17 protein-coding genes and 1 pseudogene are annotated in these 22,943 nt (G+C 65.5%); 4 read left to right on the top strand and 14 right to left on the bottom strand.

What is annotated here, in order from left to right; genetic code table 11:
* Positions 1–276: pseudogene (locus VL752_RS17850) on the top strand (hypothetical protein); the annotation flags it as partial.
* A gap of 101 nt (positions 277–377) precedes the next feature.
* Here the strand turns inward: VL752_RS17850 and VL752_RS17845 are convergent.
* The 3 genes from VL752_RS17845 to VL752_RS17835 all read right to left on the bottom strand — a co-directional run bounded on the left by VL752_RS17845 (position 378) and on the right by VL752_RS17835 (position 2,185).
* Entirely contained in the window at positions 378–524 is a 147-nt protein-coding gene (locus tag VL752_RS17845) for a hypothetical protein (RefSeq protein ID WP_325357216.1), read from the bottom strand.
* 22 nt (positions 525–546) lie between these two features.
* Positions 547–1,023, bottom strand: coding sequence for an alpha/beta fold hydrolase (locus VL752_RS17840; RefSeq protein ID WP_325357215.1), 477 nt, complete (start codon positions 1,021–1,023; stop codon positions 547–549).
* Positions 1,024–1,192: 169 nt separating this feature from the next.
* Positions 1,193–2,185 carry a hypothetical protein gene (locus VL752_RS17835; protein ID WP_325357214.1) on the bottom strand — a complete coding sequence of 331 codons (993 nt, stop codon included), beginning with the start codon at positions 2,183–2,185 and terminating at the stop codon, positions 1,193–1,195.
* A gap of 364 nt (positions 2,186–2,549) precedes the next feature.
* Here VL752_RS17835 and VL752_RS17830 point away from each other — a divergent pair, with 364 nt between their 5' ends.
* Complete coding sequence (locus VL752_RS17830; RefSeq protein WP_325357213.1) at positions 2,550–3,935, top strand: MATE family efflux transporter; 1,386 nt, start codon at positions 2,550–2,552, stop codon at positions 3,933–3,935.
* Between the two features lie 6 nt (positions 3,936–3,941).
* Here the strand turns inward: VL752_RS17830 and VL752_RS17825 are convergent, their stop codons facing one another.
* The 7 genes from VL752_RS17825 to VL752_RS17795 all read right to left on the bottom strand — a co-directional run bounded on the left by VL752_RS17825 (position 3,942) and on the right by VL752_RS17795 (position 16,470).
* Entirely contained in the window at positions 3,942–5,225 is a 1,284-nt protein-coding gene (locus VL752_RS17825) for a glycosyltransferase (protein ID WP_325357212.1), read from the bottom strand.
* 114 nt (positions 5,226–5,339) lie between these two features.
* Entirely contained in the window at positions 5,340–6,293 is a 954-nt protein-coding gene (locus tag VL752_RS17820) for a hypothetical protein (RefSeq protein WP_325357211.1), read from the bottom strand.
* A 122-nt stretch (positions 6,294–6,415) separates the two neighbouring features.
* Positions 6,416–9,427 (bottom strand): glycosyltransferase, encoded by a 3,012-nt coding sequence (locus VL752_RS17815; protein ID WP_325357210.1) that lies wholly within the window; start codon positions 9,425–9,427, stop codon positions 6,416–6,418.
* 3 nt (positions 9,428–9,430) lie between these two features.
* Positions 9,431–11,257, bottom strand: coding sequence for a tetratricopeptide repeat protein (locus VL752_RS17810; protein ID WP_325357209.1), 1,827 nt, complete (start codon positions 11,255–11,257; stop codon positions 9,431–9,433).
* Positions 11,258–11,377: 120 nt separating this feature from the next.
* Positions 11,378–12,769 (bottom strand): HlyD family type I secretion periplasmic adaptor subunit, encoded by a 1,392-nt coding sequence (locus VL752_RS17805; protein WP_325357208.1) that lies wholly within the window; start codon positions 12,767–12,769, stop codon positions 11,378–11,380.
* Positions 12,732–14,993 carry a peptidase domain-containing ABC transporter gene (locus VL752_RS17800; RefSeq protein ID WP_325357207.1) on the bottom strand — a complete coding sequence of 754 codons (2,262 nt, stop codon included), beginning with the start codon at positions 14,991–14,993 and terminating at the stop codon, positions 12,732–12,734. Before VL752_RS17800 ends, VL752_RS17805 begins: the two co-directional genes overlap by 38 nt.
* Before the next feature lie 229 nt (positions 14,994–15,222).
* Positions 15,223–16,470 carry a M20 family metallo-hydrolase gene (locus tag VL752_RS17795; RefSeq protein WP_325357206.1) on the bottom strand — a complete coding sequence of 416 codons (1,248 nt, stop codon included), beginning with the start codon at positions 16,468–16,470 and terminating at the stop codon, positions 15,223–15,225.
* A 195-nt stretch (positions 16,471–16,665) separates the two neighbouring features.
* On the opposite strand from VL752_RS17795, the gene fusA reads away from it, so the two are divergent.
* The gene (gene fusA, locus VL752_RS17790; RefSeq protein WP_325357205.1) at positions 16,666–18,762 is read left to right on the top strand and encodes an elongation factor G; all 2,097 of its coding nucleotides are present in this window, start codon (positions 16,666–16,668) and stop codon (positions 18,760–18,762) included.
* A gap of 75 nt (positions 18,763–18,837) precedes the next feature.
* Here the strand turns inward: fusA and VL752_RS17785 are convergent, their stop codons facing one another.
* Positions 18,838–19,572 carry an SDR family oxidoreductase gene (locus VL752_RS17785; RefSeq protein ID WP_325357204.1) on the bottom strand — a complete coding sequence of 245 codons (735 nt, stop codon included), beginning with the start codon at positions 19,570–19,572 and terminating at the stop codon, positions 18,838–18,840.
* 93 nt (positions 19,573–19,665) lie between these two features.
* On the opposite strand from VL752_RS17785, the gene VL752_RS17780 reads away from it, so the two are divergent.
* The gene (locus tag VL752_RS17780) at positions 19,666–20,571 is read left to right on the top strand and encodes a LysR family transcriptional regulator (protein WP_325357203.1); all 906 of its coding nucleotides are present in this window, start codon (positions 19,666–19,668) and stop codon (positions 20,569–20,571) included.
* 57 nt (positions 20,572–20,628) lie between these two features.
* Here the strand turns inward: VL752_RS17780 and VL752_RS17775 are convergent, their stop codons facing one another.
* The 3 genes from VL752_RS17775 to VL752_RS17765 all read right to left on the bottom strand — a co-directional run.
* Positions 20,629–20,979: a VOC family protein gene (locus tag VL752_RS17775; protein ID WP_325357202.1), complete on the bottom strand. Its 351-nt coding sequence runs from the start codon at positions 20,977–20,979 to the stop codon at positions 20,629–20,631.
* A 27-nt stretch (positions 20,980–21,006) separates the two neighbouring features.
* Positions 21,007–21,600 (bottom strand): LutC/YkgG family protein, encoded by a 594-nt coding sequence (locus tag VL752_RS17770; RefSeq protein WP_325357201.1) that lies wholly within the window; start codon positions 21,598–21,600, stop codon positions 21,007–21,009.
* The coding region (locus tag VL752_RS17765) for a lactate utilization protein B (RefSeq protein WP_325357200.1) at positions 21,597–22,943 on the bottom strand (1,347 nt) is incomplete at its 5' end. The genes VL752_RS17770 and VL752_RS17765, both read right to left, overlap by 4 nt.

Here is a 22,943-nt window from a genome sequence, read left to right as displayed (position 1 = left end):
GAGCGGGATGGCTTGGTCGTTCTCGATGTCGATCCCGACGACAAACGAAACCGGCTGGCGAAGTTGACGGCGAAGGGAGAGGGCAAGCTGCGCGAGACCGCCAGCCTATGGCAAGTGGCGCAGGATCGCTTCGAAAGCCGGTTCGGCGTTGCCAAGGCGAAGGCGCTGCGGGAGGTGCTCGCCGTCATCGCGGCTGAGGATTTTGGCGAAGCTCTCAATCCATCGCCGGCGCGGTCGGCCGTCGGCAGGCGACCGAGGCGGCGACGGAACGGTTAGGGTCCGATCTGTCTGCCTGAATGTCGGGTGCGCACAGCCCAACCGTGAATCAGACTCCGTCTCAAACTCCGGCCCTCTCGTGGAACAATCCGCGCCCGACCTCAAACCGGCTTGACGGTGCGAAGAAATTTCACAAGCGCAACACTCACCAGATCAGCCGCTTCGTGCTGCACCCAATGGCCGATGCCGTCGAGTTCCAGTCCTCCCACGAGGGCAGGAAGGCCGTGCCGCATCTGCTCCAGGGTCATTGGATAGAGTTCCTTCAACCCATCAGCCTGCCCCCAGACAAAAAAGCTCGGTTGTGTGGGTTGCACCCCAGTCATGGCCGACGAGGATGGCCTCTGGAACGCCGAGCGCATCGAGCAGGCCGTTGAGATCGCCCGCCCGGGCGGCATGATGGGCGGCAAGGGCCGCTGCCACAGGGCTTCCCAAATCATGGCCCACCCAAACGGCCGGATACGCTCCCAGATGCTCGTGCAACTCCACCATGTCGCCGACGATTTCCTGTATGGCGTAACCATCCACGGTGGTCGGCGCCGATGAGCCGGCATAGCCCCGCATGTCGGGCGCCACGCAATGCCAGCCCAGGGAGGCAAAGGCTTCAACCTGCGCGTGCCACAGCAGGCCGTTTCCCGGCCAGCCGTGGAGAAAGATCATCAGCGGGCCGTCAATCGGTCCGGCTTCCCAGCATTGCGTCCTGTGCCGCGCCGAACTGACGGTGCGAGCGGCGAGATCGGAGCGGGTCATGGCAACCTGGCATTGAAGGGTGAGTGAGGCGGTGGGACTCGAGTGCGCCGGAATCCCCGGACGTCAGGCGACGATCCCGTTGAACACCGAACATGCCTTCGACATTAGTGGCATATACCCCTTATATAGACCGATAGGCCTCGGCGATCCAGAACTCGTGGCCGCACCCTCAGGGTTTGGCCGCCGTCGCCGGCAGGCTGCGCAGCTGGCCGATGGCGATGCCGGTCAGGTCCAGCACCTCCGTCAGATCCTCCTTCGGTCCCATGTCCCGCCTGTCGGCTTTCTGGGGCAGCGGAAAACTCTGCTCCCCACCGGCGACCAGTGGCGTGCCCGGCATATGCGCGAAGCAGGAAATGGTCACACTTTGCTTGCCGCGCGGGTGGACGCGCAGGCAGTCGATGGTCAGGGGCGCGGCCTGGCCGCCGGCCGGGCCGTCATCCTTGGCCGAGACGGTCGAGAAAAAGCCGGGGCCGTGCCTAGCAGAGACGAAACTGCCGTGGTGGTCCTGAGAAAGGGAGACGTAATCGGCGGCCGCCGCTTCGGTCGGGAAGACGTGATAGAGCAGTTTCGCATCCGGCCCCGCCGCCTCCGGATCAGGGATGGCGGTGATGGCGCCATGCGTCGGCGCTGCCTTTTCCGTACCAGCCTCGGGACGGGCCTCCACGCTGAGAATCTTGATGGCGACGCCGTTATAGATCACGGGTCGCGCCGCCAGCGCCTTCACCTGATCGAAGAGCGGCACGGGGGCTGTCGCAACCGCCGCTGCCGCCGCGGGCGCGGCGCCAGCGGTGGTCTTCATTTCAGCGGCGAAGGATGTCTGGTCGGCGCAGCGTTCCTTCATCACCATGGTGCTGCCGTTCGACCAGGCGACCGCCTGGCCCGTCATGCCGAAGGCGAATGCCGCGGTTTTCTGCCCTTGCGTGAAGGTGATGGTATTGCCGCTCACGGCATAGGTCGTGATCGGGGCATCCGGCGCGGCGCCTGCCGGCACCACCGTGCCGTCCGCGCGGAAGACCGCGACATCGGCGGAGCAACTGCTGTCATCGCCCCAGGCGCCGACCAGGCCCTGAGGCCCAGGCGCATCGGCCCGCGCGGGATGCGACAGGGCGAGGCCCGCGAGCAGAAGGCTGGCGGCGGGCAGGGAATGGCGCAGGCGCGGCATCGGCGTCTCCTTTCGGGAGGTCGGCAGAGAGCGCGAAGCCTTAGCCCGATCTGCCCCGGCGCCCAAATCGCGCGGGCGTGAGGTGATCGCCGGATTTGCAGTCGTTTCGGGCTCGGGCTATGACCGAAATTGTTCAACCGGCACGCGCAAGGAGGGTCGATGTTTAACCGTATGATGCACGACCATCCTCTGCCGCCTGCCTGGGCCACGCGAAGCACGATGTCGGGCCTGCCGGGTCACTAAGGCCGCGGCCGCCGACAGCAAGCACGAAGCGCCGAATGGTGCGCGGCTTCGTCACACGCTTCTTCGCATCTTTGCCCCGGTCGCCCGTGTTCCGGCTGGGTTGAACGACAGGCTTCAGATCATGTCTTCCAACGTCCTCCGCGCCGCAGCGGCGCGGCCCTTCCTGCGAGAGGTGAAAACCCTCGCTCCCCTGGCACTCCCCCTGGTGCTCGGCCAGCTCTTCGGCATCGGGACGGAGGTCATTCTGTCCTTCTTCGCTGGCCACATGGGGGCGGACACCATGGCGGCGGTGGCCCTCGGCGGCAGCTTCTGGATCGTCATCTTCATGGCGGTCCTCGGGCTCATGATGTCCGTCCAGCCAGCGGTCTCAGCCCTCCACGGGGCGGAGCGACAGCACGAAACCGGGCATCTTCTCGCCCAGGCGATCCTCCTCGGTCTCGGCGCCGGGTCATTGGGTGGCCTTATCCTTGCCATCGCCGGCCCGGTTATCGCGGGGGGAATGGGTCTGCCACCCGAGGCACTCCCCGGAATCAGGCGCTTCCTCCATGCGTCGGCCTGGTCCATCCCGGCGCTGGGTGTTCTTGCCTCCTGCCGCGGCCTTTCGGAGGGGCTATCCATGACCCGGCCGACGATGGTGGTGGGTGCGATCGGCCTCCTCGTGCTCGTGCCGGCCGCGCTGGTCCTCATGCCGGGCGCCGTTGTGCCGGAACTGGGGCATATCGGCGGCTTCGGCGCCGCGGGCGGCGGTATTGCCCTCGCCCTCGTCCTGTGGCTGGAAGCGCTCGCCTATCTCGGCTGGATCACCCTGTCGGGCCGTTATCCGATGGTGGTCTGGAGCCGGAGCGCGATCCGGCCCGATCCCGCGGTGCTTCGCCGCTTCATCCGAGTCGGCACTCCGATCGCGATCACGACGGTGCTCGAGGTCTGCATGTTTTCGGTCGCGACCCTTATGGCCGGGCATTTCGGCGCGGTCGCGGTTGCCGGTCACCAGGTGGCACTGATGACGACGGCGGTCTTCTTCATGACGCCGCTCGGCCTTTCTCTGGCCGTTACCGTGCGGGTCGGCCGTGCCGTCGGCGGCGGCGACTGGGAGGGTGTGCGGCTCGCCGGGCTCGCGGGCTTCGCTTTGATGGCGGTGAGCCAGAGCATCAGCTGCAGCCTGATGCTGATGGCGGCGGGGCCGATCGCTTCCCTCTTCACCCAGGTGCCGGCTGTGCAGGCCCTGGCAATCACGCTGCTGCACCTGGCGGCCGTCTTCCAGTTCATGGACGGCACACAAGTCGTCGCCATGGGCGCGCTGCGCGGGCAGGAAGACACGCGCATGCCCATGCTGCTCGCGATGCTTGCCTATTGGCTGGTCGGCGTGCCGGGGGGCGGCATACTTGCTTTCGCGTTGGGGCTCGGTGTCGTCGGCGTCTGGGTCGGGCTGATGGGCGGTCTCACCCTTGCGGCCTTTCTGCTCGCGGGGCGCGTTCTTTGGCTGAGCGGGCCTGCGCGCCGTGCCTGACCGATGTCAGGTCTTGAGGCGGCGCTTCGCCGGCCTCGATTCGGGTTCCCGTTCGGGGGCCAGGCTCTGCCCCGTCAACGTCTCGATGAGGGTTGCATAGGCGTCGAGATAGGCCTCGCGATCGAGATGCGCTTCGGCATAGGCGCGGGCGCCGACACGAAGCTTTTGGGCGAGCTTCGGCTCCTCGATCAGGCGGAGAATGCTGTCTGCGAGCCGGCCGGGCTCAAGAAAGGGCGCCAGCAGCCCGGTCTCCTCATGGGTGATGAATTCGCGCACCGGCTGCGTGTCGCTGCCGATGATGGCGCAACCGATCGCCATTGCCTCGCGTAGCGACCACGAGGCGACGAAGGGGTAGGTGAAATAGACATGCGCATCCGAGCGGCGGAGCAGCGCGATATGGGTCTCGTAGGGCACTTGGCCCAGGAAATGGACGCGCTCGCGGTCGAACTTGCCTTCCATCTCCTTCAAGAAGGTCTCCTTCCAGGTCGAGCCGTCCTCCGGCAGCGCCCCATAGCCGGGCTTGTCGTCTCCAACAATGGTGACATGCAAATCCGGCCGCGCCGCGAGCAGAGCCGGCAGCGCCCGCAGCATGATGTGGAAGCCGCGATAGGGCTCCAGATTCCGCGCCATGTAGGTGACGAGTTTATGGCGCGGCTCGATCCTGAAACCGTCGGGCAGGGTCAGGCGTCTGCTCGCGCGCGGGGCAGCCGGGCTGCAAGTTGCAAGATCAACTCCCTCGGGGAGAAGGTGAATACGCGGATGGGCCCAGGCGGGATAGGTGCTGAGCTGCCAGCTGGTCGGCGTCTGCCCGAAGGTCTCCGTCATGTTGAGGGCGAGGAGATTGACCGCGTTCTTTGACCGCACCATCGGCAGGCGCTTTTGGTCCAGCGGGAATTCCGGGTCGAAATGCACGTCCTGGCCCACGAGACTGTAGAAGAACTCGAAATAGCCAAGGATCGGCACGCCGGGGAAGACGTCCTGCAGATTGAGGAGTTCACCCCAGCCGTGATGCCCGATGATGATATCGGGCTGAAAGCCGAGTGCCTTGATCTGGCGGGCGGCGTTGGCCGCGGCCTCGGCCCGGCGCACGGCCACTTCGAATTCCCGCGCATGCTCGTGGATGCGAACGTCCGAGGCGCGTGGCGAAACGTATGAAATCTTGCGGACGTTCGCCATGAAGTTGGTATTCGGCTCGGACAGGAAGGCGACATCGTGCTGGCGCTTCGTCAAATAGCTGACGATATGCAGATACTGTCCCGGAAAATTCTGGTGGACGAAGAGAAAGCGCAACGACGCGTATCCTATACAGAGAGAGCGTGCCGCCGCCGTCGCAGGATCGCTTCTCTCCTGGACTTCATTTCGCAAGGAGCGCCGGCGGAGCGATACTCCGCCAGGCGCCTTCCTTCAGCGAGTCTTGGGCTTCGGCCGCGCGGCAGCCTTGGGGGCGATCTTGGCCGCCGGCTTGGCCGTGGCCTTCGGGGTCTCCGGCTTCGCCGCCGCTGGCTTGGCGGCGGCCGGTTTCTGCTTGGCTCCACCCTTGGCGGTCAGCGTGATCTGCAGGGCTTCGAGCGGCGCGAGCGAGGGTGCTTCGCAACTATCCTCCGTGCCCAGCCCCTCGAGCCTTGTGCCATCCACGAAGGATGCAGCGATCTGCAGGTCGAAGCGCCGGGCGGCGGCCTCGCTCAGTTTGAGCTTGAAACCGAGGATGGGCAGGGCCATGCCGCGGCTGCCGCAGAACTGGCCGGCCTCGACCCAGGGGGAGAGCCAACCGCGGCCGAGCACCGCCTGATAGGTGAGGTCCGCGGCCGTGAGCCCTTCGGGCGTCGCAAGGCTGAAGCCTTCGATGGCGCGCTGATTGCCCGGCTCGCCCACCCATTCGCCGAAATGCCGGCCGACGTCGCCCGTGCTCTGGATGTGGGCAATGACGTCATGCTTCTCATTGAGGATCATGACCGGTGGACGGGTGGCGGCGGCCGCGGGGGAGGCAGCACCGGCCTCGGCGGGGCCGGCTTCCGAAAGGCGCAGCACCCGCAGCTTGGGAGGGCCTTCCTGGCTGCCGGTCGGCTGATAGATCGTGATCAGGATTTGCGTTGGCCCCTGCAGAACCCGGATCAGCGCGGAATCCCCGGCGCCGGTCAGCCAGCCGTCGGGCCGGAAGGTCGCGATCGCCACGTTGCTGTCGGCCGGATCGGTCGCGGAGACACGCACGCCTGTAATCTGGCCGTCCGCACCTTTGCCGGAACCGTTGACCAGGCAGAAGATGCCGGTCTCGAGGGTCATCAGATGCGCGGACGCCCGCAGCTCCTGCACCCGATTTTCCTGAGGGCGGGCCGAAGCCTGCCGTTCCGACTGGGACATGCGATCCTCTTCACTCGATAGGCTGGGCCAAAGTCGCGCCGCTCGGCGCGTGGTGCTGCAACGCGCCGCACTCGCCAGATTTGTGCAACGGCCAGGACCGGTCCGCAATACGCGGAAGCGTGTTAATTTGCGGTCTGCACCATAGAAATCAGCGCGTTGTTGATACCCGCCGTAGGCAATGCAAGGGGAAGGACCCACCCATGCCCGGTGCGGCGAACACGTTCCGCTTGCGTTCCAATATCGAAGACCGCGGTGCGCAGCCCGGCGCCCCAGGCGTCACTGAGGGCGAAACACCAGGTTTCCGGCCAGATCGATGGGATGAAGGCGAAATCCGCTTCCTGTGCCGCGATCTCCGCGATCGCCTCCTCGGGAGCGAAACGATAGGTGATGCGTACGCGCCCCGTGTCGATCAGGCGCACGTCGTCATGCGTATAGCCGATGATGACGAATTCGAGAGGAAGCGCCCGTCGTGCCGCGTCTCGGGCGCAGTCGAGGATGACGTCGTAGCCCTTCTCCGTGCCGATGGCGCCGATGACGGCGACGCGGACCTGCCCGCCCGACTCGCGTGGGGACCGGCGGGCCCGGCGCGGCAACCGTGTCGGATCCTCGTCCCAGGGCGTAATGCGGCTGGCGAATTGCGGGGCGTAGCGGCGGAAGCGGGTCTCGACCTCCGCTGAGGGGAAGGTCACGCTGCGCGCCGCTGCGAGGTCGGCCGCGGTGCGTGCGCGCAAGGCGGGTACGGTGATCTCCTCCCGCAGCCGGCTGCCGAGATCGGCGACGCAGGCCATGCATTGCTCGGCATCGGGCTCGCCGCAATAACGCCCCGTCACCGTAACCAGGGTGACGCGCGGGCAGATCGCCGCATAATCGTGGACGACGACGTCCATAGGGATGCCGAGGAGGGGAGCGAGGTCGAGCAACGTGTGGGAATGGCCCAGCCTGTGATGCAATTCGACATGCTGTGGCTTTTCCGGGCGCAGGAAGGCAGCTAGCGCCTTCAGCTCTTCCGGCATGCGGAAGGTAAGGTTGGGGAAATCGTCCCGCCAGAGATCTCCCTGCTCCACGCCGCACGCGACTTGGCAGCCGCCGTCCTCGGTCGGCCGGAGAATGATGGGGGTGAGGCCTTGGCCAGCGAGCGCCTGGGCGCGCTTGCGCACCTGCCGTTCCACCCCGCCCCCTTCGGCATGGGTGATGAGAAGGGCCGAGGCGCGCGCCACGCCCCGGCGGCGCGCCGATTGCCAGCGCGCACGGTCGAGCCGCCGGCGCACCTCGGCCAGGGGGTCCGCTGCGATATGCTCCGCGATCAGCGCGCCGTAGCCAGGGTGCAATCGCTCGAGGATCGTCTGGTTGCGCCGCAGCAGATGGGCGCGCGCGGCGCCGAAGGACTGGCCGCCGATATGGGCGACGAACACCCCGGGGGCGGCGACATGGCGCCAGCCGAGATGCCGGGCGCGCATGCAGAAATCGTTCTCCTCGCCATAGCCCTGGGCGAAGACGTCCTCCCGGAAAAGGCCGGTCTCGGCGCGGCAGGCGGCGCGGATATACATGCAGAAGCCAACGCTGGTCGGGATGTCGAGGACGGCGGCTCCATTGGACTTCCAGGCAAGGGCGTCGATCCGGTCAATCTCGCTCCCGGGCGGCGGGGGCTGCAGGTCGTCGACACGCGGGTAGCTCAGGATCGTGGCGTCGTTGGAAAGCGGGGCGACGGTGCCGATGTCGGGCGCGGAGAGGGCCGCGTCCTGCAATCGCTCAAGCCAGCCGGGAGGCACCAGGGCGTCGCTGTTGAGCAGCACCACGTCCCGGTCGCCGGCGGCGGTCATGCCGCGGTTGACGCTGCCGGGGAAGCCGAGATTGCGCGGATTGCGGATCAGCACGATCTGCCTTGCCAGGGCCAGGTCGTCGAGTGCGGTGGAGAGTTCGGGTTCGGGGGACGCGTCATCCACCACGATGATCCGGGTGTCGCGGGGAACGGAGGCAAGAACGCGGCTGAGGCAGAGCAGCGTCATCTCGCGCCCGCGATAAACCGGCAGGATGACGGCGAGGCCCTGTGGTTTGCGGGCCGGGCGGAGCGGGGCGGCGCGGGGTGGCGACGGCGTATCCGCCCAGAACGGCAGCAGGGCATGGGGCGGAAGGGCGAGCCGTCCGCCTGCTGCTCGTGCCACCATGCTGCGCGCGGACCGGCCCCATTGGTCGGGCACGATCGGGCTGCCGGCGAGATCCCGGCCCGATGCGTCGCGCAGATGCACAAGGCCGTCGCATTCTGCGAGTGCCGCTTCGTCTATTCGGAAGGTCTGCGGCGCGGTCAGCCCGTCCCGATCCGGATACTGGGCGGGTCCTGTCGTTCGCACGGGGGCCGTGAGGCGCCGACCCTCGGCGGTTTCGACCCGCAGCGTGACAGGGGCATCCGGATTGGCCGGATGCCAGGCCCATCCCGCAAGACCGGCGCCGTCGGCCGAGACGAAGCCTTCCACCAGCCGGTGGCGGGCGAGGTCGACCGGGCTGCCGAGCAGATGCCGGTCCCCGACCATGACCGAAAGGTGCCGCGCCACCCGCCAAGCGGTGGGCAGGCGGTAAAGGCCTGCCTCGTCCCGCCGGCAGCGGATGGGCGTTTCGTCCAACAGGAAACGGGGTGCCGCCGCCGAGGCGACCGAGACCTCCCCGCGGTCATTCGCCGCGCACCATCCGGCGAGGCCGAGCCGGGCCGAAACTTCCTGCGCGAGGCCGGCGAATTCCAGGTCTGTCGGTCGGGCGAAGCGGGAAAGGAGGCTGCTGATGAGCCTGCCGATCTCGCCCACAGGCTGGGAGAGGGTAGCGGCCGAGATCAGACCGCGATGAGCAGGCAAGGTGTCCGACAGGAGGGAGAGTTCCTGGAAGACCCGGAAGCAACGTGGCTTACCTTGGCGCAGCAGCGCCATGCCAAGCAGGAAGCGCACCCGCGTATCATTGGGACCGAGGCGAAGCGCACGTTCCGCCCAGAACTCCGTCTCCGCCCAGTCGCCTGCCTCGGATGCCACCTGGGCTCGCTTCCAGGCATCGATCGCGAGCGTCAGCGGCTCCGGTCGCTCGGGTGCGGCACGGCGGCCGAGCAGCCAGTCGGTCGGGCCTTTGGCAGAGGGTAGCTCCTGCGGAGGCATCGCTCAGTTGTGGATGAGCTGAGGACCTGCTTCGCGGGTCATCTCCGTGCCCTGCGAGGTGCTGCCGGCGACGCCGGCACCGGTGCCGGGCACCGGGCCCCGCTCGGCATCAATCGCGGCGATTTCTGCGGCGGCTTCGGGAACGCCGGACTCGATCGCTCTTTGCAGCCAGATCCGGGCCTGATCCGGGTCGGCGGGGCTCGCGAGGCCGAGGCGGAGATAGCGGCCGAGCATGAGCTGGGCCTGGGGATGGCCGCGCTCGGCCGCATCGCGGAACCAGCGCAAGGCAAGCGCCCGGTCGATCGGCAGGTCGTGCCCGCCGCCGTAAAGCGCGCCGAGTCCGAACATCGCGCCGCCATGGCCGAGTTCGGCAGCCTTCTGGAAGAGACGGGCGGCTTCGTAATGGTCGCGCTCGCCGCCGCGGCCGTTCACCATCATTTCGGCGAGAGCCACCAAGGCATCCACCATCCCGGCCTCGCCCGCCCGGGCGAACCAGATCCGGGCCGCCGCGGCATCGACAGCGACGCCGGTGCCTTCGAGGAGCATACGGCCGTAATGGTATTGCGCATTGACGATGCCGTCGGCCGCCCGGTGCATCCAGAAGGCCGCACGTTCCGGGTCGCGTTCCACGCCGAAGCCGCGGGCGAGGCAGACGCTGAAATTGAAGGCGGCGATGAGGTCGCCGCTTTCCGCCGCCTGTTCGAACCAGGACCGCATGCGGTCCGGATCGCCTTCGCGGACATTGCCCTGAAGCACGAGATTGGCGAGATCGACCTGTGACGCGGTATTGCCCGCGGCGGCAGCCCGTTCGAACCACACGGCCGCCTCGTCGGCATTGCGGGCGACGCCGGCGCCGGTGAGATAGAGCATGCCGAGGGCGCGTGCCGCCATTGTATGGCCGCCCGTAGCGGCGCGCTCGAACCAAACCGCGGCTTCGGCGAAGTTGGGTGGCAGGGAGCCGCCCTTGGCATAGAGATCGCCGACCATGGCGGCGGCTTCGATATCGCCGGCGAGGGCGGCGCGGCGCAGCCAGGATTCTCCGGTGACGGGATCCGGCTTGCAACCGCGCCCTTCCAGGAGTGCGAGGCCGAAGCGGGCCATGGCCGAGCGCAATCCGGTTTCCGCGGCCTTTTTGTAGAGCCGCACGGCCTGCGGCATGTCCTGGGTCAGGCCCACGCCATGTTCCAGCAGCACGCCGTGGAGATATTGCGCCATGGGCAGATCATGCTCCGCGGCGGCGATAATCTGCGCGATGCCTTCGGGTTGCTTCGCCGTATCGCTGCCTGCGCGCCGGAGAATGGCGAGGCCGAGGCCAAGCATCCCTTGCGGGCTGCCGCCTTCCGCCGCCCGGCGGTACCAGCTCTCGGCTTGGTCGAGATTGCGGATCGCCTCAGGTCCAGCCGTCAGGATATAGCCGAGAAGGGCTTGGCCTTCGGCGGACCCTTGTTCGCTGGCGCGGCGCGCCCAGCCTTCGGCCGCAATGAAATCCGGCTGCGCCGGCATGGCGTCTGTAAAGAGGCCCGATTTACCTTTCCGCGGCTGGTCCTCGATCTGGCCGGTGATCAGCAGGGTCGCAACGGCCGTCTGCGCCTCGGCATGCCCCTGGGTCGCAGCAAGTTCAAGCCAGCGCCGGCCTTCCGTGCGGCTCGGCGGGACGCCACGGCCCTGGATGTAGCAGAGGCCGACGCGATATTCGGCAGCGGGCAGCTTGGCCTGGGCGGCGCGCGCGACAAGCTTGAAGCCGCCTTCGCGGTCACCGGCCTCGAGTGCCGCTTCTCCCTTCTTCAGAAGCCCTGCAGCACCTCCGAAATTCAGCCAGCCAAGAACCAAGGCAATCGTCCTTTTTGGTCGCAATTCGGTCACAGCAGCCGGCTCTCTTGCCCGGAATTGCCGGAGCCGGTGCCTCCGCGCCGCGTAGGAAGGCGCGGCACGGCGTGTGGTCGGTGCGCGTCAGTTCGGTTCGCGCATCCCGTTGCTGAAGGCAGGCAGGACGCGCTTCATCATATATTCCATAATCGTGCGCTTGCCGACTTTGACGTCGGCGTCAACCGGCATGCCGGGGGTCAGGGCAAAATCCTGTGGCGTGTTGTGCAGTTGGTTGTCGGTGATCTTGATGCGCGCGCGATAGAAGAGGCCGGTGGGGGCGGTTCCTGCGACATCCGAGACTGTTCCGGTTTGCACCTGCTGCGGATCGAACGAGTCGGAGCTTACGGATTCGACCACGCCCTTGAGGTCACCATACATGATGTAGGGCAGCGTCTGGAGCTTCACGTCGACCGTGTCGCCGACATTGACATAGCCCGTATCGCTGCCGCTGAGATCAACCTCCACCTCGAGCGGCGTATTCATCGGCGTCAGGCTGATGAATTGTTGCCCGGCCTGAAGCACCGAACCGACGGACGCCTGGCCGAGGTTGAGGACGATGCCATCGGTCGGGGCATGGATCATGACCAGCTGATGCATGCGCTCGTCCTTGGTCAGCGCCTGCTGGGCCGGGGCAAGATAGTTTTGCGCCTGCTGCAGCTGCTGGGAGAGGTTCGAATACCACTGCTGAATATAGGTGTCGCGCTGGGCTTCGGTGGAGGCGATGTCGCCGAGCGCTTTCTTGGCCGAGGCCTGGGCATCGGCGAGGTTGCCGGCCATGCTCAGTCGGTTGTCGGCTGCTGCAAGCGAATCGAGCCGGCTGCCAACCTGCATCTTTTGCAGCTGTTGGCGCATGGTCTCGACATTATTGGCGAGCTTCAGACGCTCGGCATATTGCCGCATGTCCGCCTCGGCCTGCCCGAGTTGCGCCTCGAGGCTTGAGATCTGCTGGTCATAATTGGCGACGCCGGCACCGTACTGAGCCTGCAGCTGGTTATAGGTTTCGAGCTGCAGGGCGGTATGCGGATTGGCAACCTGTGGCACATAGGGCTTGTTGGCGAGTTGCGCCTCCAGCCGGTTGATCTGCGCCGTATAGCTATCCACCTGTTCCTGATCGGACTTCAGGTTCGCTGCCGCGAAGGTCGGGTCGAGTTCGGCCAGCAGATCGCCCTTGTGCACGATCTGTCCGGCATGGACGAAGATGTTGCGCACGATCGAGGTATCGAGCGGCTGGATCAGATTCGTCGGCTGGGAGGAAACCAGCTTGCCCTGGCCCGTCACCACCTTGTCGATCTTGATGACCGAGGCCGCGACGAGACAGGCGATCACGCTGACGCCGACCCACAGGGTGACGCTCCGGGCCGAACGCGGCACCGGGGTCGCGATGAGCGCGCCGGTCGGGGACTGGAATTCCAGGACCGCCAGCGCGTCTCCCTGCGGATCAGTCGCCTTGCGCGAGGACAGGAGTTGGCGAGCCATGGCGCGTATTTCCCTGGTTTTCCGTCATGTGGCGGTTCTGCTGCAGCCAGAGCATCCGGTAGACCGAGCAACGCTCCACGAGTTCGGCATGGGTGCCGACATCCAGAACCGTGCCCTTATCCATAACGATGATCGCAGTGCAGTCGACGAGTGAAGCGAGGCGATGCGAGACGATAACCATCGTGCGTCCGGCACCGATACGCTTCAGATTGGCATTGACCAGCGCCTCGCTCTCGGGGTCGAGGGCGGAGGTCGCCTCGTCGAGGATCATGAGGCGCGGGTCGACGATCAGCGCGCGCGCAATCGCGATGCGCTGGCGCTGGCCGCCGGAAAGGTTCGGGGAGCCTTCCTGGATGAAGGTGTCGTAGCCGTTCGGCATCCGCTCGATGAATTCCTCGGCGCCGGCCAGCCGCGCCGCCCGCACCACGTCTTCCATGGTGAGGCCCGCGCGACCGCCGATGATGTTGTCGCGGATCGAGCCGCGAAAGAGGAAATTCTCCTGCAGCACGACGCCGAAGTTGCGGCGCAGATGACGCAGGTTGATCGAGCGGAGTTCGACGCCGTCGATCTTCAGGAAGCCTGAATAGTCGCGGCTGATGCCCTGGAGCAGGCGGGTGATGGTCGATTTGCCGGAGCCGCTGCGGCCGACGAGGCCGAGCATGGTGCCGGCTGGCACGGAGAAATTGACATCGTCCAGCGCCGGACGCTGCGACCCCTGATAGGTGAAGGACACGCCGTCGAATTCGAGGGCGCCAGCGAAAACCGGGCGCAGGCCGCGGTCGATGCCGCGCACTTCCGGCGGGTTGTTCAGAACCGCCTGGGCTTCGCCCATCGTCGCCCGCACTTCCTCGAAATCCTGCATCAGCTTGGTGAAGCCAATGAGCGGACCGGCGGTGCGCATCGAAATCATCGAGAAGGCCATCAGGGAGCCGATCTCAGCGTTGCTCTTGCTCGTGAGCGCGATATAGCCGCCGAGCAGCATCACGCCGTATTGGCAATAGCGCTGCAGTGGCAGGGTCAGGGTCGTCGGCCAGAGGGCGAGGCGACCCGCCTGCAGCCGGAGGTCGCCGGCCTGGGCGACATATTCGTCCCACTGGCTGTAGCGCGCCGATTCGAGGGCAAGGGATTTGACCGTCTTGATGCCGTGCAGGCTTTCGACGAGGACCGAAAATTTGCGCGACTCTGCCGCCGAGACCTTACCGGTCAGGATGCGGATCGGCCGCAGGAAGCAGGCGATGATCAGCATGATAAGGCCGGCGGCCGCTACCACCGTCCAGGCGAGCGTCGCCGACATGAAGAACATCACCGGCAACAGGATCAACAGCATGGTCGCGTCGATGAAGGTTTCGAGCAGACGGCCGGTGATGAATTCGCGGATCTGATAGACCTTGCCGATCGCCTGGCCGATGACGCCGGACTGCGTCCGCTCGAAATAATCGAGGGGCAGGGACAGCAGCCGCTTGAAGACGAAAAGCTGAATTTTCGCATCCACCCGCGTCGAAACCACCTGCAGGAGGTTGCCGCGGGCGTGGGTCAGGATCGCGTCGAGCACGACGGCGACGACGAGGATGATCGTCACCAGCAGCAGGGTGCTCATGCTGCCGTATTCGAGGACCCGTTGGATCGCGGAGAAGACGATCAAAATCGGAACGATCGTCAGGAAGGTGATGATGAGCGAGGCGAAGGCGACCGACCGTAAGATCCCGCGCTCCTGGAGAACGAGTTTCGAAAGGAAGCCGAAGCTCAGGGAAATATCCTGTTCTTCGTCGCTGCGCTGGGAGCGGATCAGCACCACTTCCCCGTCCCAGACCTGGGACAGACGCAGTTCGTCCACCGGAACTGTCACACCGCCGCCGGAAATCGTCGGTTCCTTGACGAAAATGACGTTGCGGGCGGCATCCGCCTCCACCATCAGCACGGCGCCGCCGTCCTTCATGAGCAGGAGGACGGGGCCGGTGGTCTCCAAACGCAAAAGCTGCTGCCACTTCAGCCGAACGGCCTTGGCCCACATGCCCTGCTCGCGAATCCATTCCACCAGCACGGCCGGGGAGGGCACAGGGGTCGCGGGGTCGAGGCGGAAGGTCGTCGGGTCGAGATCGATTCCGTGGTAGCGCGCGATCGCCAAAGCCCCGACAAGCCAGGAATGAAGCCCCTGTTCCCGCCCAAGTGAGGCTTCGTCGATCCGCCCCGTCCCTTCAGACTTACGACCGTCTGCTGCGTCCATTTCTGCCCAACCTTCTCCGGGTCCACCCGTTTGCGCGCGGCCGTCCGGCCTCAGCTATAGTCGAATATCAGCTCTTTTGCCAATTCAACGCGCAGGTGCGAAAAATCGCCTGAGGCGTACGCCGCTTCTAACCCGAAATCATTAACTCGGAGTATAAAAAACCACTTGAGCGCTCGCCGTTCACCGGAAATTCACGGTCTATCATCCAAAAGGGGTATGACTTGCCTCGCTATGCGGCCTGTCGGACCAAGGCCGCCGCCAGCGCCCGCGTTCCAGCCGCTAGCTGGGATGAGGAGGTGAACTCGGCCGGATTGTGGCTGATCCCGTCCCGGCTTGGCACGAAGATCATGGCACTGGGCACCGCTCGGGCCACCAACTGGGCATCGTGGAAGGCCCCAGAAGGCATGCGCAGGGAAGAGAGGCCGAGCGCCTGGGTCGCCTGTTCGATCCCATCCAGAATCCCGGTGTCGAAGGAGAGGGGGGCGGCCGTGAAGCGTTCCTCGATTTCGGCCGTGCAAGGATAGGCCGCTTCCTGCACCAACGCGGTGATCGCATTGCCCTTTTCCATCAGCAGCGCATCGTCCGGGTGGCGCAGGTCGATTGTGAAGCGGACCCGCCCAGCGACGCTGTTGGAGGAGCCGGGTTCGGCCAGAAAACTGCCGACCGTGAAACGCAGCACGTCGGTGGGATCGGCGGTCAGAGCATTCAAGGCGGCGATGGCGCGCATCGCCGCCTGCAATGCGTCGCGCCGGAGTGAAACCGGCGTCGTCCCGGCATGGGCGGAGGCGCCGGTGATGGTCACAGTGAACCAGCGACTTCCCTGGATTCCCGTCACGATGCCGATCGCCAGCCCTTCGGATTCAAGCGTCGGCCCCTGCTCGATATGCGCCTCTATATAGGCATGGGCTTTTCCGCCCAGCGGGCGACGGGGCAGGTCGGCTTCGGCCTGCAGGTGCTCGGCCAGCGCCGCGCCGAAGGTCACGCCCTCAGCATCGGCGATCTCGGCGAAGGCGGAGACCGGCTTAGTCCCGGCCCAGGCCATGCTGCCCATGCAGCCGGGAGAGAAACGGCTACCTTCCTCATTGGTCCAGGCCACCACCTCCAGCGGCCGTTCCAGCGTGACGCCGCTGTCGCGGAGCGCGCTCAACACCTCGAGACCGGCGACGACGCCGTAGATACCGTCGAATCGGCCGCCGGCGGGCTGGCTGTCCATATGGCTGCCGGTGATGACCGGCGCGGCAGACGGGTCACGCCCCTCGAGCCGGAACCAGAGATTGGCGGCTTCATCCACGGTCACGGTGGCGCCCGCAGCCTCCGCCCAGCCGATTGCCAGGCGCCGTGCCGCGCGGTCGAGCGCCGTCAGTGCCTGGCGGTTGACCCCATCACCCGGAATGGCGCCGATTTTCGCCAATTCCATCAGGCGGTCCCACTGCCGGGCCTCGCTGACCGCCGCCGCCACTCTCAAGCCTTGTTCCATCCGGGAACCTTCTCTATCACCGGTCTCCATTCTAGCGGCCAAGCTGCCTTTCGCCAGCCGCAACGCGGTTCGGCTTGCTATTCGGCTGGCCCTGGAGCAAAAGACGGCCACGTAAATCACCGGCAATGGGCTGGGACGTGACCGAGCGCGCGGGGCCGCCCCCCCGGCCGCGCTTTTTCTGCATGGAGGCAAATCGTGACCAGCACCTCGCCGCTTGGTTTGATCCGGAATATCGGCATCACCGCGCATATCGATGCCGGTAAGACGACCACGACCGAGCGGATTCTGTACTACACCGGCGTCTCGCATAAGATCGGCGAGGTCCATGACGGCAACACGACCACCGATTACATGGACCAGGAGCGTGAGCGCGGCATCACCATCACCTCCGCGGCGGTGACCTGCGAGTGGAAAGACCACCGCATCAATATCATCGACACGCCCGGCCATATCGACTTCAACATCGAGGTGAACCGCTCTCTGCGCGTGCTTGACGGCGCCGTCTTCATCATCGAGGGCGTGGCGGGCGTGCAGCCCCAGTCCGAGACCAATTGGCGCCTCGCGGACCGCTACAACGTCCCGCGCATCATCTTCATCAACAAGCTCGATCGCACGGGTGCGGACTTCTACCGCGCCTTCGACACGCTGAAGGAGAAGCTCGATATCGTCGCGCTGCCGCTGCAGCTGCCGATCGGCATTGAGGAGAATTTCGTCGGCGTCGTCGACCTCGTCGAGATGAAGGCCATCGTCTGGGAAGGCGGCGAGCTCGGCGCGAAATTCCATGACGAGCCGATCCCGGCCGATCTGGCCGAAAAGGCCGCCGAATATCGCGAGCAGCTGCTCGACACGGCGCTGTCGGTCGATACGGCCGCCATGGAAGAGTATTTCGAAAAGGGCGAGGTTTCGGTCGAGACCCTGAAGCGCTGCATCAAGCAGGGCGCCATCAGCGGTGCCTTCCGCCCCGTTCTTTGCGGCACGGCCTTCAAGAACAAGGGCGTGCAGCCCCTGCTCGATGCCGTGCTCGACTATCTGCCGGCGCCGGACGACGTCGAGGGCATCCGCGTGGCGGGTGAGGAAGGCGAAGAGGATACCCCGGAGAACGTGGCGAAGCGCCGCATCATCCCCGTGGATCCGGCGTCTCCCTTCGCGGGCCTTGCCTTCAAGATCATCAACGACAAATACGGCACCCTGACCTTCGTGCGCGTCTATTCCGGCACGCTGAAGTCGGGCGATACCGTGATGAACACCACTAAGGGCCATCGCGAGCGTATCGGCCGCATGTTCCAGATGCACGCGGACAAGCGCGCGGAAATCAAGGAAGTGCATGCCGGCGATATCGCGGCCTTCGTCGGCCTGAAGGATACCGGCACCGGTGACACGCTCGCCGCGCAGGAGGACCAGGTGGTTCTCGAGCGTATGGCCTTCCCGGTCCCGGTCATCGACATTTCCGTCGAGCCGAAGACCAAGGAAGGCGTCGAGAAGATGACGATCGGCCTGCAGAAGCTGGCCGGCGAAGATCCCTCGCTGCGCCTCAAGACCGACCAGGAAACCGGCCAGACCATTCTGTCCGGCATGGGCGAGCTGCATCTGGAAATCATCATCGACCGTCTGCGCCGCGAATATGGTGTGGACGCCAATATCGGCGCGCCGCAGGTGGCCTATCGCGAGACCATCTCCCGCGAGCATACCGAGACCTATACCCACAAGAAGCAGTCGGGCGGTTCGGGCCAGTACGCGGAAGTGAAGATCGTCTTCACGCCGCTGGAGCGGAACGAGGGTATCGTCTTCGAGAACAAGGTCGTCGGTGGCACGGTTCCGAAGGAATACATCCCGGCCGTCGAAAAGGGCATCAAGGTTCAGGCCGAGACCGGCGTGCTCGCCGGCTTCCCGACGGTCGACTTCAAATACACGCTGGTCGACGGCAAGTACCATGACGTCGATTCGTCGGCGCTCGCCTTCGAAATCGCGGGCAAGGCGTGCTTCCGCGAGGGCATGAAGAAGGCCGGCCCGATCATCCTCGAACCCATCATGGACGTCGAGGTGACCACCCCGAACGACCATGTCGGTGACGTGGTGGGCGATCTCAACCGTCGCCGCGGCATGATCCAGAACCAGGAAAGCTCGGGCTCGACCGTGATCGTGCGCGCGCATGTCCCGCTGAAGGAAATGTTCGGCTACATCTCGCACCTGCGCAGCATGACGAAGGGCCGCGCGTCCTTCACCATGCAGTTCCATCACTACGATCCGGTTCCCCGCAACGTGGCGGACGAGATCATGGCGAAAAGCGCGTAAGCCCTCTTTTCCAGGCCTGACGAGAAAGCCGGCGGGGCAACCCCGCCGGTTTTTTTGTGCCCGCCGTCTGCGCCGTCAGACCTGCGTGGCTGTCGGGCGGACGACGATTTCATTCACGTCCACATCGGCCGGCTGCTCGATGGCGTAGAGCACCGCCCGGCCTATCGCATCCGCCCCGATCGCCGTCTTGCGATAGGCGATCATGCGGTCGCGCGCGACGGGATCGGTGATGGTCTCGGCGAGTTCGGATTCCACGACGCCGGGATAGATGCAGGTGCAGCGGATGGTGCCGTTCTCCTTGCGCAGCCCCTCCGAAATCGCGCGCACGGCGAATTTGGTTGCCGAGTAGACGGCACCTGTCGGCTGCACCACCAAGCCCCCGACGGAGGAGACGTTGATGATCTGGCCCGAGCCCTGCGCTTCCATCCGCGGCAGCACGGCGGCGATGCCATGCAGAACGCCGCGGATATTCACGTCGATCATCCAGTTCCACTCGTCGACCAGCAGGGCAGAGAGCGGTGACAGCGGCATCACGCCGGCATTGTTGACGATAACATCGACGCGGCCGAATTCTGCCACCGCATAGGCCACGAACTCTTCCATATTGGCGCGATCTGTCACGTCCAGCGCGCGGAAACGGGCCGTACCACCCGCCGCGGTAATCTCGGCCGCGAGCGTCTCCAGCCTGTCCAATCGCCGTGCACCCAGCACAACACGAGCGCCGGACATGGCGAGAATCCGCCCCGTGCTTTCGCCGATGCCGCTAGAGGCACCGGTCACCAGCACCACCTTGTTCTTCACTCCAGACATGTCGCCCTCCATTCGTTGGGAGACAGGAGGATAGAGACCGGCCGATCATGTGATTAGATGGCATGATCCGTATGAGCCGTTGAGGAAAATGGGATGATAAACCCTGCAGGGCTGAACGATCTGGCCGCCTTTGCCGCCGTCGCCCGGCTGCGCAGCTTCACCCGCGCGGCCGCGGAGTTGCGCCTTTCCACCTCCGCGCTCAGCCACAAGGTCAGCGGATTGGAAACGCGGCTCGGCATCCGATTGCTGCAGCGGAATAGCCGCAGCGTCTCCCTGACCGAGGCGGGCGCGCAATTGCTTCAAACTCTGGAGCCGGCGCTGGCGGAGATTGACGGTGCTTTGGATCGGCTGTGTCAGGAGCGCGGGGCGGTTGCCGGCACGGTACGCATCACCGCGACCCGACATGGCTACGAGACGGTGATCCGTCCCGTTCTGCCAGAATTCCTGGCGAGCCATCCCAAGGCCGGCGTGGAAGTTCTGGTCGATTACCAGTTGCGAGACATCATCGCTGAGCGCCTCGATGCTGGCATCCGGATCGGGGAGAAGCTGGAACAGGACATGATTGCCGTCAGCGTCAGCACCGAGTTGCGGATGGCGGTCGTCGCGTCGCCTGCCTATTTGGCCCTGCATGGCGTGCCAGAATCGCCGCAGGAACTGATGCGCCACGCCTGCATCAATGCCCGCATGACGACCACGGGCCAGCCACTGGAGTGGGAGTTCGAGCGCGACGGCAGAGCCTTGGCGATCAAGGTTTCGGGGCCGCTGACCTTCAACGAACCGTTGGTGATGCTGGACGCGGCAATGGACGGGCTCGGGATCGCCTATGTCATCGAGGGGGCAGCGCTCCCCGCCATCGCGGCCGGCCATCTGGTCCGACTGCTGGAGGATTGGTCGGCGCCGTTTCCCGGGTATTTCCTCTATTATCCGTCGCGCCGGCAGATGCCGGCCGCGCTGACGGCCCTGGTCACGATGCTCAGGCGCAGACGCCTGCGGGTCTAAGCGATTTATCTGAACCGTAACTCAGACCGGTCTCACGCCTTGGGGGCCAATTAGGCCTCAGCTGTGACTGAGGATATTCAGCAGGCGGCCGAAGGGATCGCGAACATGGAAGCGGCGAACGCCCCAGGGCTCCGATTGCGGACCGTAGGCAATCGGAATTCCGGCCCGCACCATTCGGTCGAAAACATCGTCGAGGTCATCGACCTCGATTGAAAGATCGGGCACCGGCGTGCCGCTGCCGCCTTCGGTCGCGACGCTCACCTGCGGCGTTGTGGCGGCATCAGTTTTGAAGGTGACGATCCAGCCGAGATCCATGGCGATGTCCATGCCGAGGATATCGCCGTAGAAGGCTTTGGCGCCCTCGGTGTCGGGTGCTGCGAGATTCGCGACGATCCGCATGACGGCCATGGCGCCAATTTCCTTGCTGCCGGAGGGCTACGCCACCTGCTTTGCAAAAACAACGGTAAGGCTCCGCACGCCCTGGGCGCCGCGGATCAGCACGCCCTCGATATCGGCCGTGGCCGAGGGGCCGGTCATGAGCGAGACGTAATTGGCCGAGGTGAAATCATCCCGGAGATAGGCGTCGGCGATGCCGGAAATGATGGCGGCAGGGTCAAGCAGCACAATCAGATGTTGCGCCAGGTAAGCGATGGTATTGACGCGCAGTTCGCGGTCGCTGAGGAAAACCGACCCGGTCTCCGCCACACCGAAGCGGGCGCGGACAACGCCGATATCGACATCTTCCAGCGCGCCGGGGGTCGCGACCGCATCCGTGCGCTCGAAGTCCGGCAGTTCATCGGTCGAAACCCGCACCAGCCGGCCCGCGCCGGCCCGGGCACGGATGACAGTCGACAGCGGCTCGCCCTCAGGCGGCATCACCCATTGCCCACCCATGGCGGCGAGACTGGTTTTGAAGGCGGCCAGGAGATCGCCTTCGACGCCGGGAAAACGCGGCAGGTCGGGGAGAGGAAAATCGCCCTGGGGCAGGCGGGTGCGCAGCCGCGCCAGCATATCCGCCCGCGCGCTCATGGGCGCTGTCCCCCCGGCTTGGCCGGCCTGTTGCGGGCAGCCCAAGCCGCAAAACTTTCTTTCGGCGCCTCCGGTACTTCGCGGTCACGGCCCCAGGAATTGAGCCGGCTATAAAGCAGCGGACGGGGCAGGTGGCGCACGGCCGTGCGCGCCGCCGCGGTCGCCCACCGATAGAGGGTAGGGGAGGCGAGGACATACCCCGCGATGCGGAGGGACAGGGTCTTCTTCGCCGGAAGAAGTCCGCGGTCGGAGATGATTCGACGCCACTTATAGAGCTGATCGTGAATGTTGATCTTGACCGGGCAAACATTCGTGCAGCTGCCGTTCAGCGTAGAGGCAAAGGGCAGGGTCGCGTAGCGCACCGGATCGTAGGAGGGGTTGATGATGGCGCCAATCGGCCCGGAATAGACGGCGCCGTAGCTGAGCCCGCCCGAGCGACGATAGACCGGGCAGGTATTCATGCAGGCGCCGCAGCGGATGCATTTGAGGGACGGCCAGAAATCCTCCTCGCCCAGACGCTGGCTGCGGCCGTTATCGACGAGGATGATATGCATCTCGGCCCCCGCGCGCGGGCCGCGGAAATGGGACGTATATTGCGTGATGGGAGAGCCGAGGGCGCTACGCGACAGCAGGCGGATGAAGACGCCCAGATCAGCCTGGCGCGGAATAAGCTTCTCGATCCCGGCCGATACGATATGAACCTTCGGCAGATTGGCCGAGAGATCGGCATTGCCTTCGTTTGTGCAGACCACGACAGCGCCGGTTTCCGCCACCAAAAAATTGGCCCCCGTCATGCCGATATCGGCATCGAGCATCAGCGGCCGTGTGGTGACACGCGCGCGTTCGGCGAGCGCATTGGGGTCCGCATTGTCCGGATCGCCGCCGATGGTGCGCGCGAAAACTCGCGCCACATCCTCGCGAAGCTTGTGGACGGAGGGGACCACGACATGGCTCGGCGGCTCGCCGTCCAGCTGCTGAATACGCTCGCCGAGATCGGTCTCGGTCGTCGTAATGCCGTGGCGCTCCAGGAAGGGCACCATCTCGCATTCTTCCGTCAGCATCGACTTCGATTTGGCGAGCGTCTTCGCCTTGTGTGCGCGCATGATGCGCAGCACGATGGCATTGTGTTCCTCCGCGTCCCGCGCCCAATGCACGGTGACCCCGCGGGAAATCGCCTGCGCCTCGAACTGCTCCAGATAATCGGCGAGGCGGCTGAGTGTGTGTTCCTTGATAGCGGAGGCGAGCGATCGCAGCTCCTGCCATTCGGGAACGGTGTCCATCTGCCCGTCGCGCTTTTGGCGCAGCTCCCAAAGGCGCTTGTCATGGAAGGCGAGATGCGGCGC

It is taken from the genome of Acidisoma sp., from assembly GCF_035492295.1.
In the GTDB taxonomy this organism is placed as follows: Bacteria; Pseudomonadota; Alphaproteobacteria; order Acetobacterales; family Acetobacteraceae; genus Acidisoma.
The sequence above is the reverse complement of the archived record's forward strand: the minus strand, read 5'-3'. Positions and strand labels throughout refer to the sequence as shown.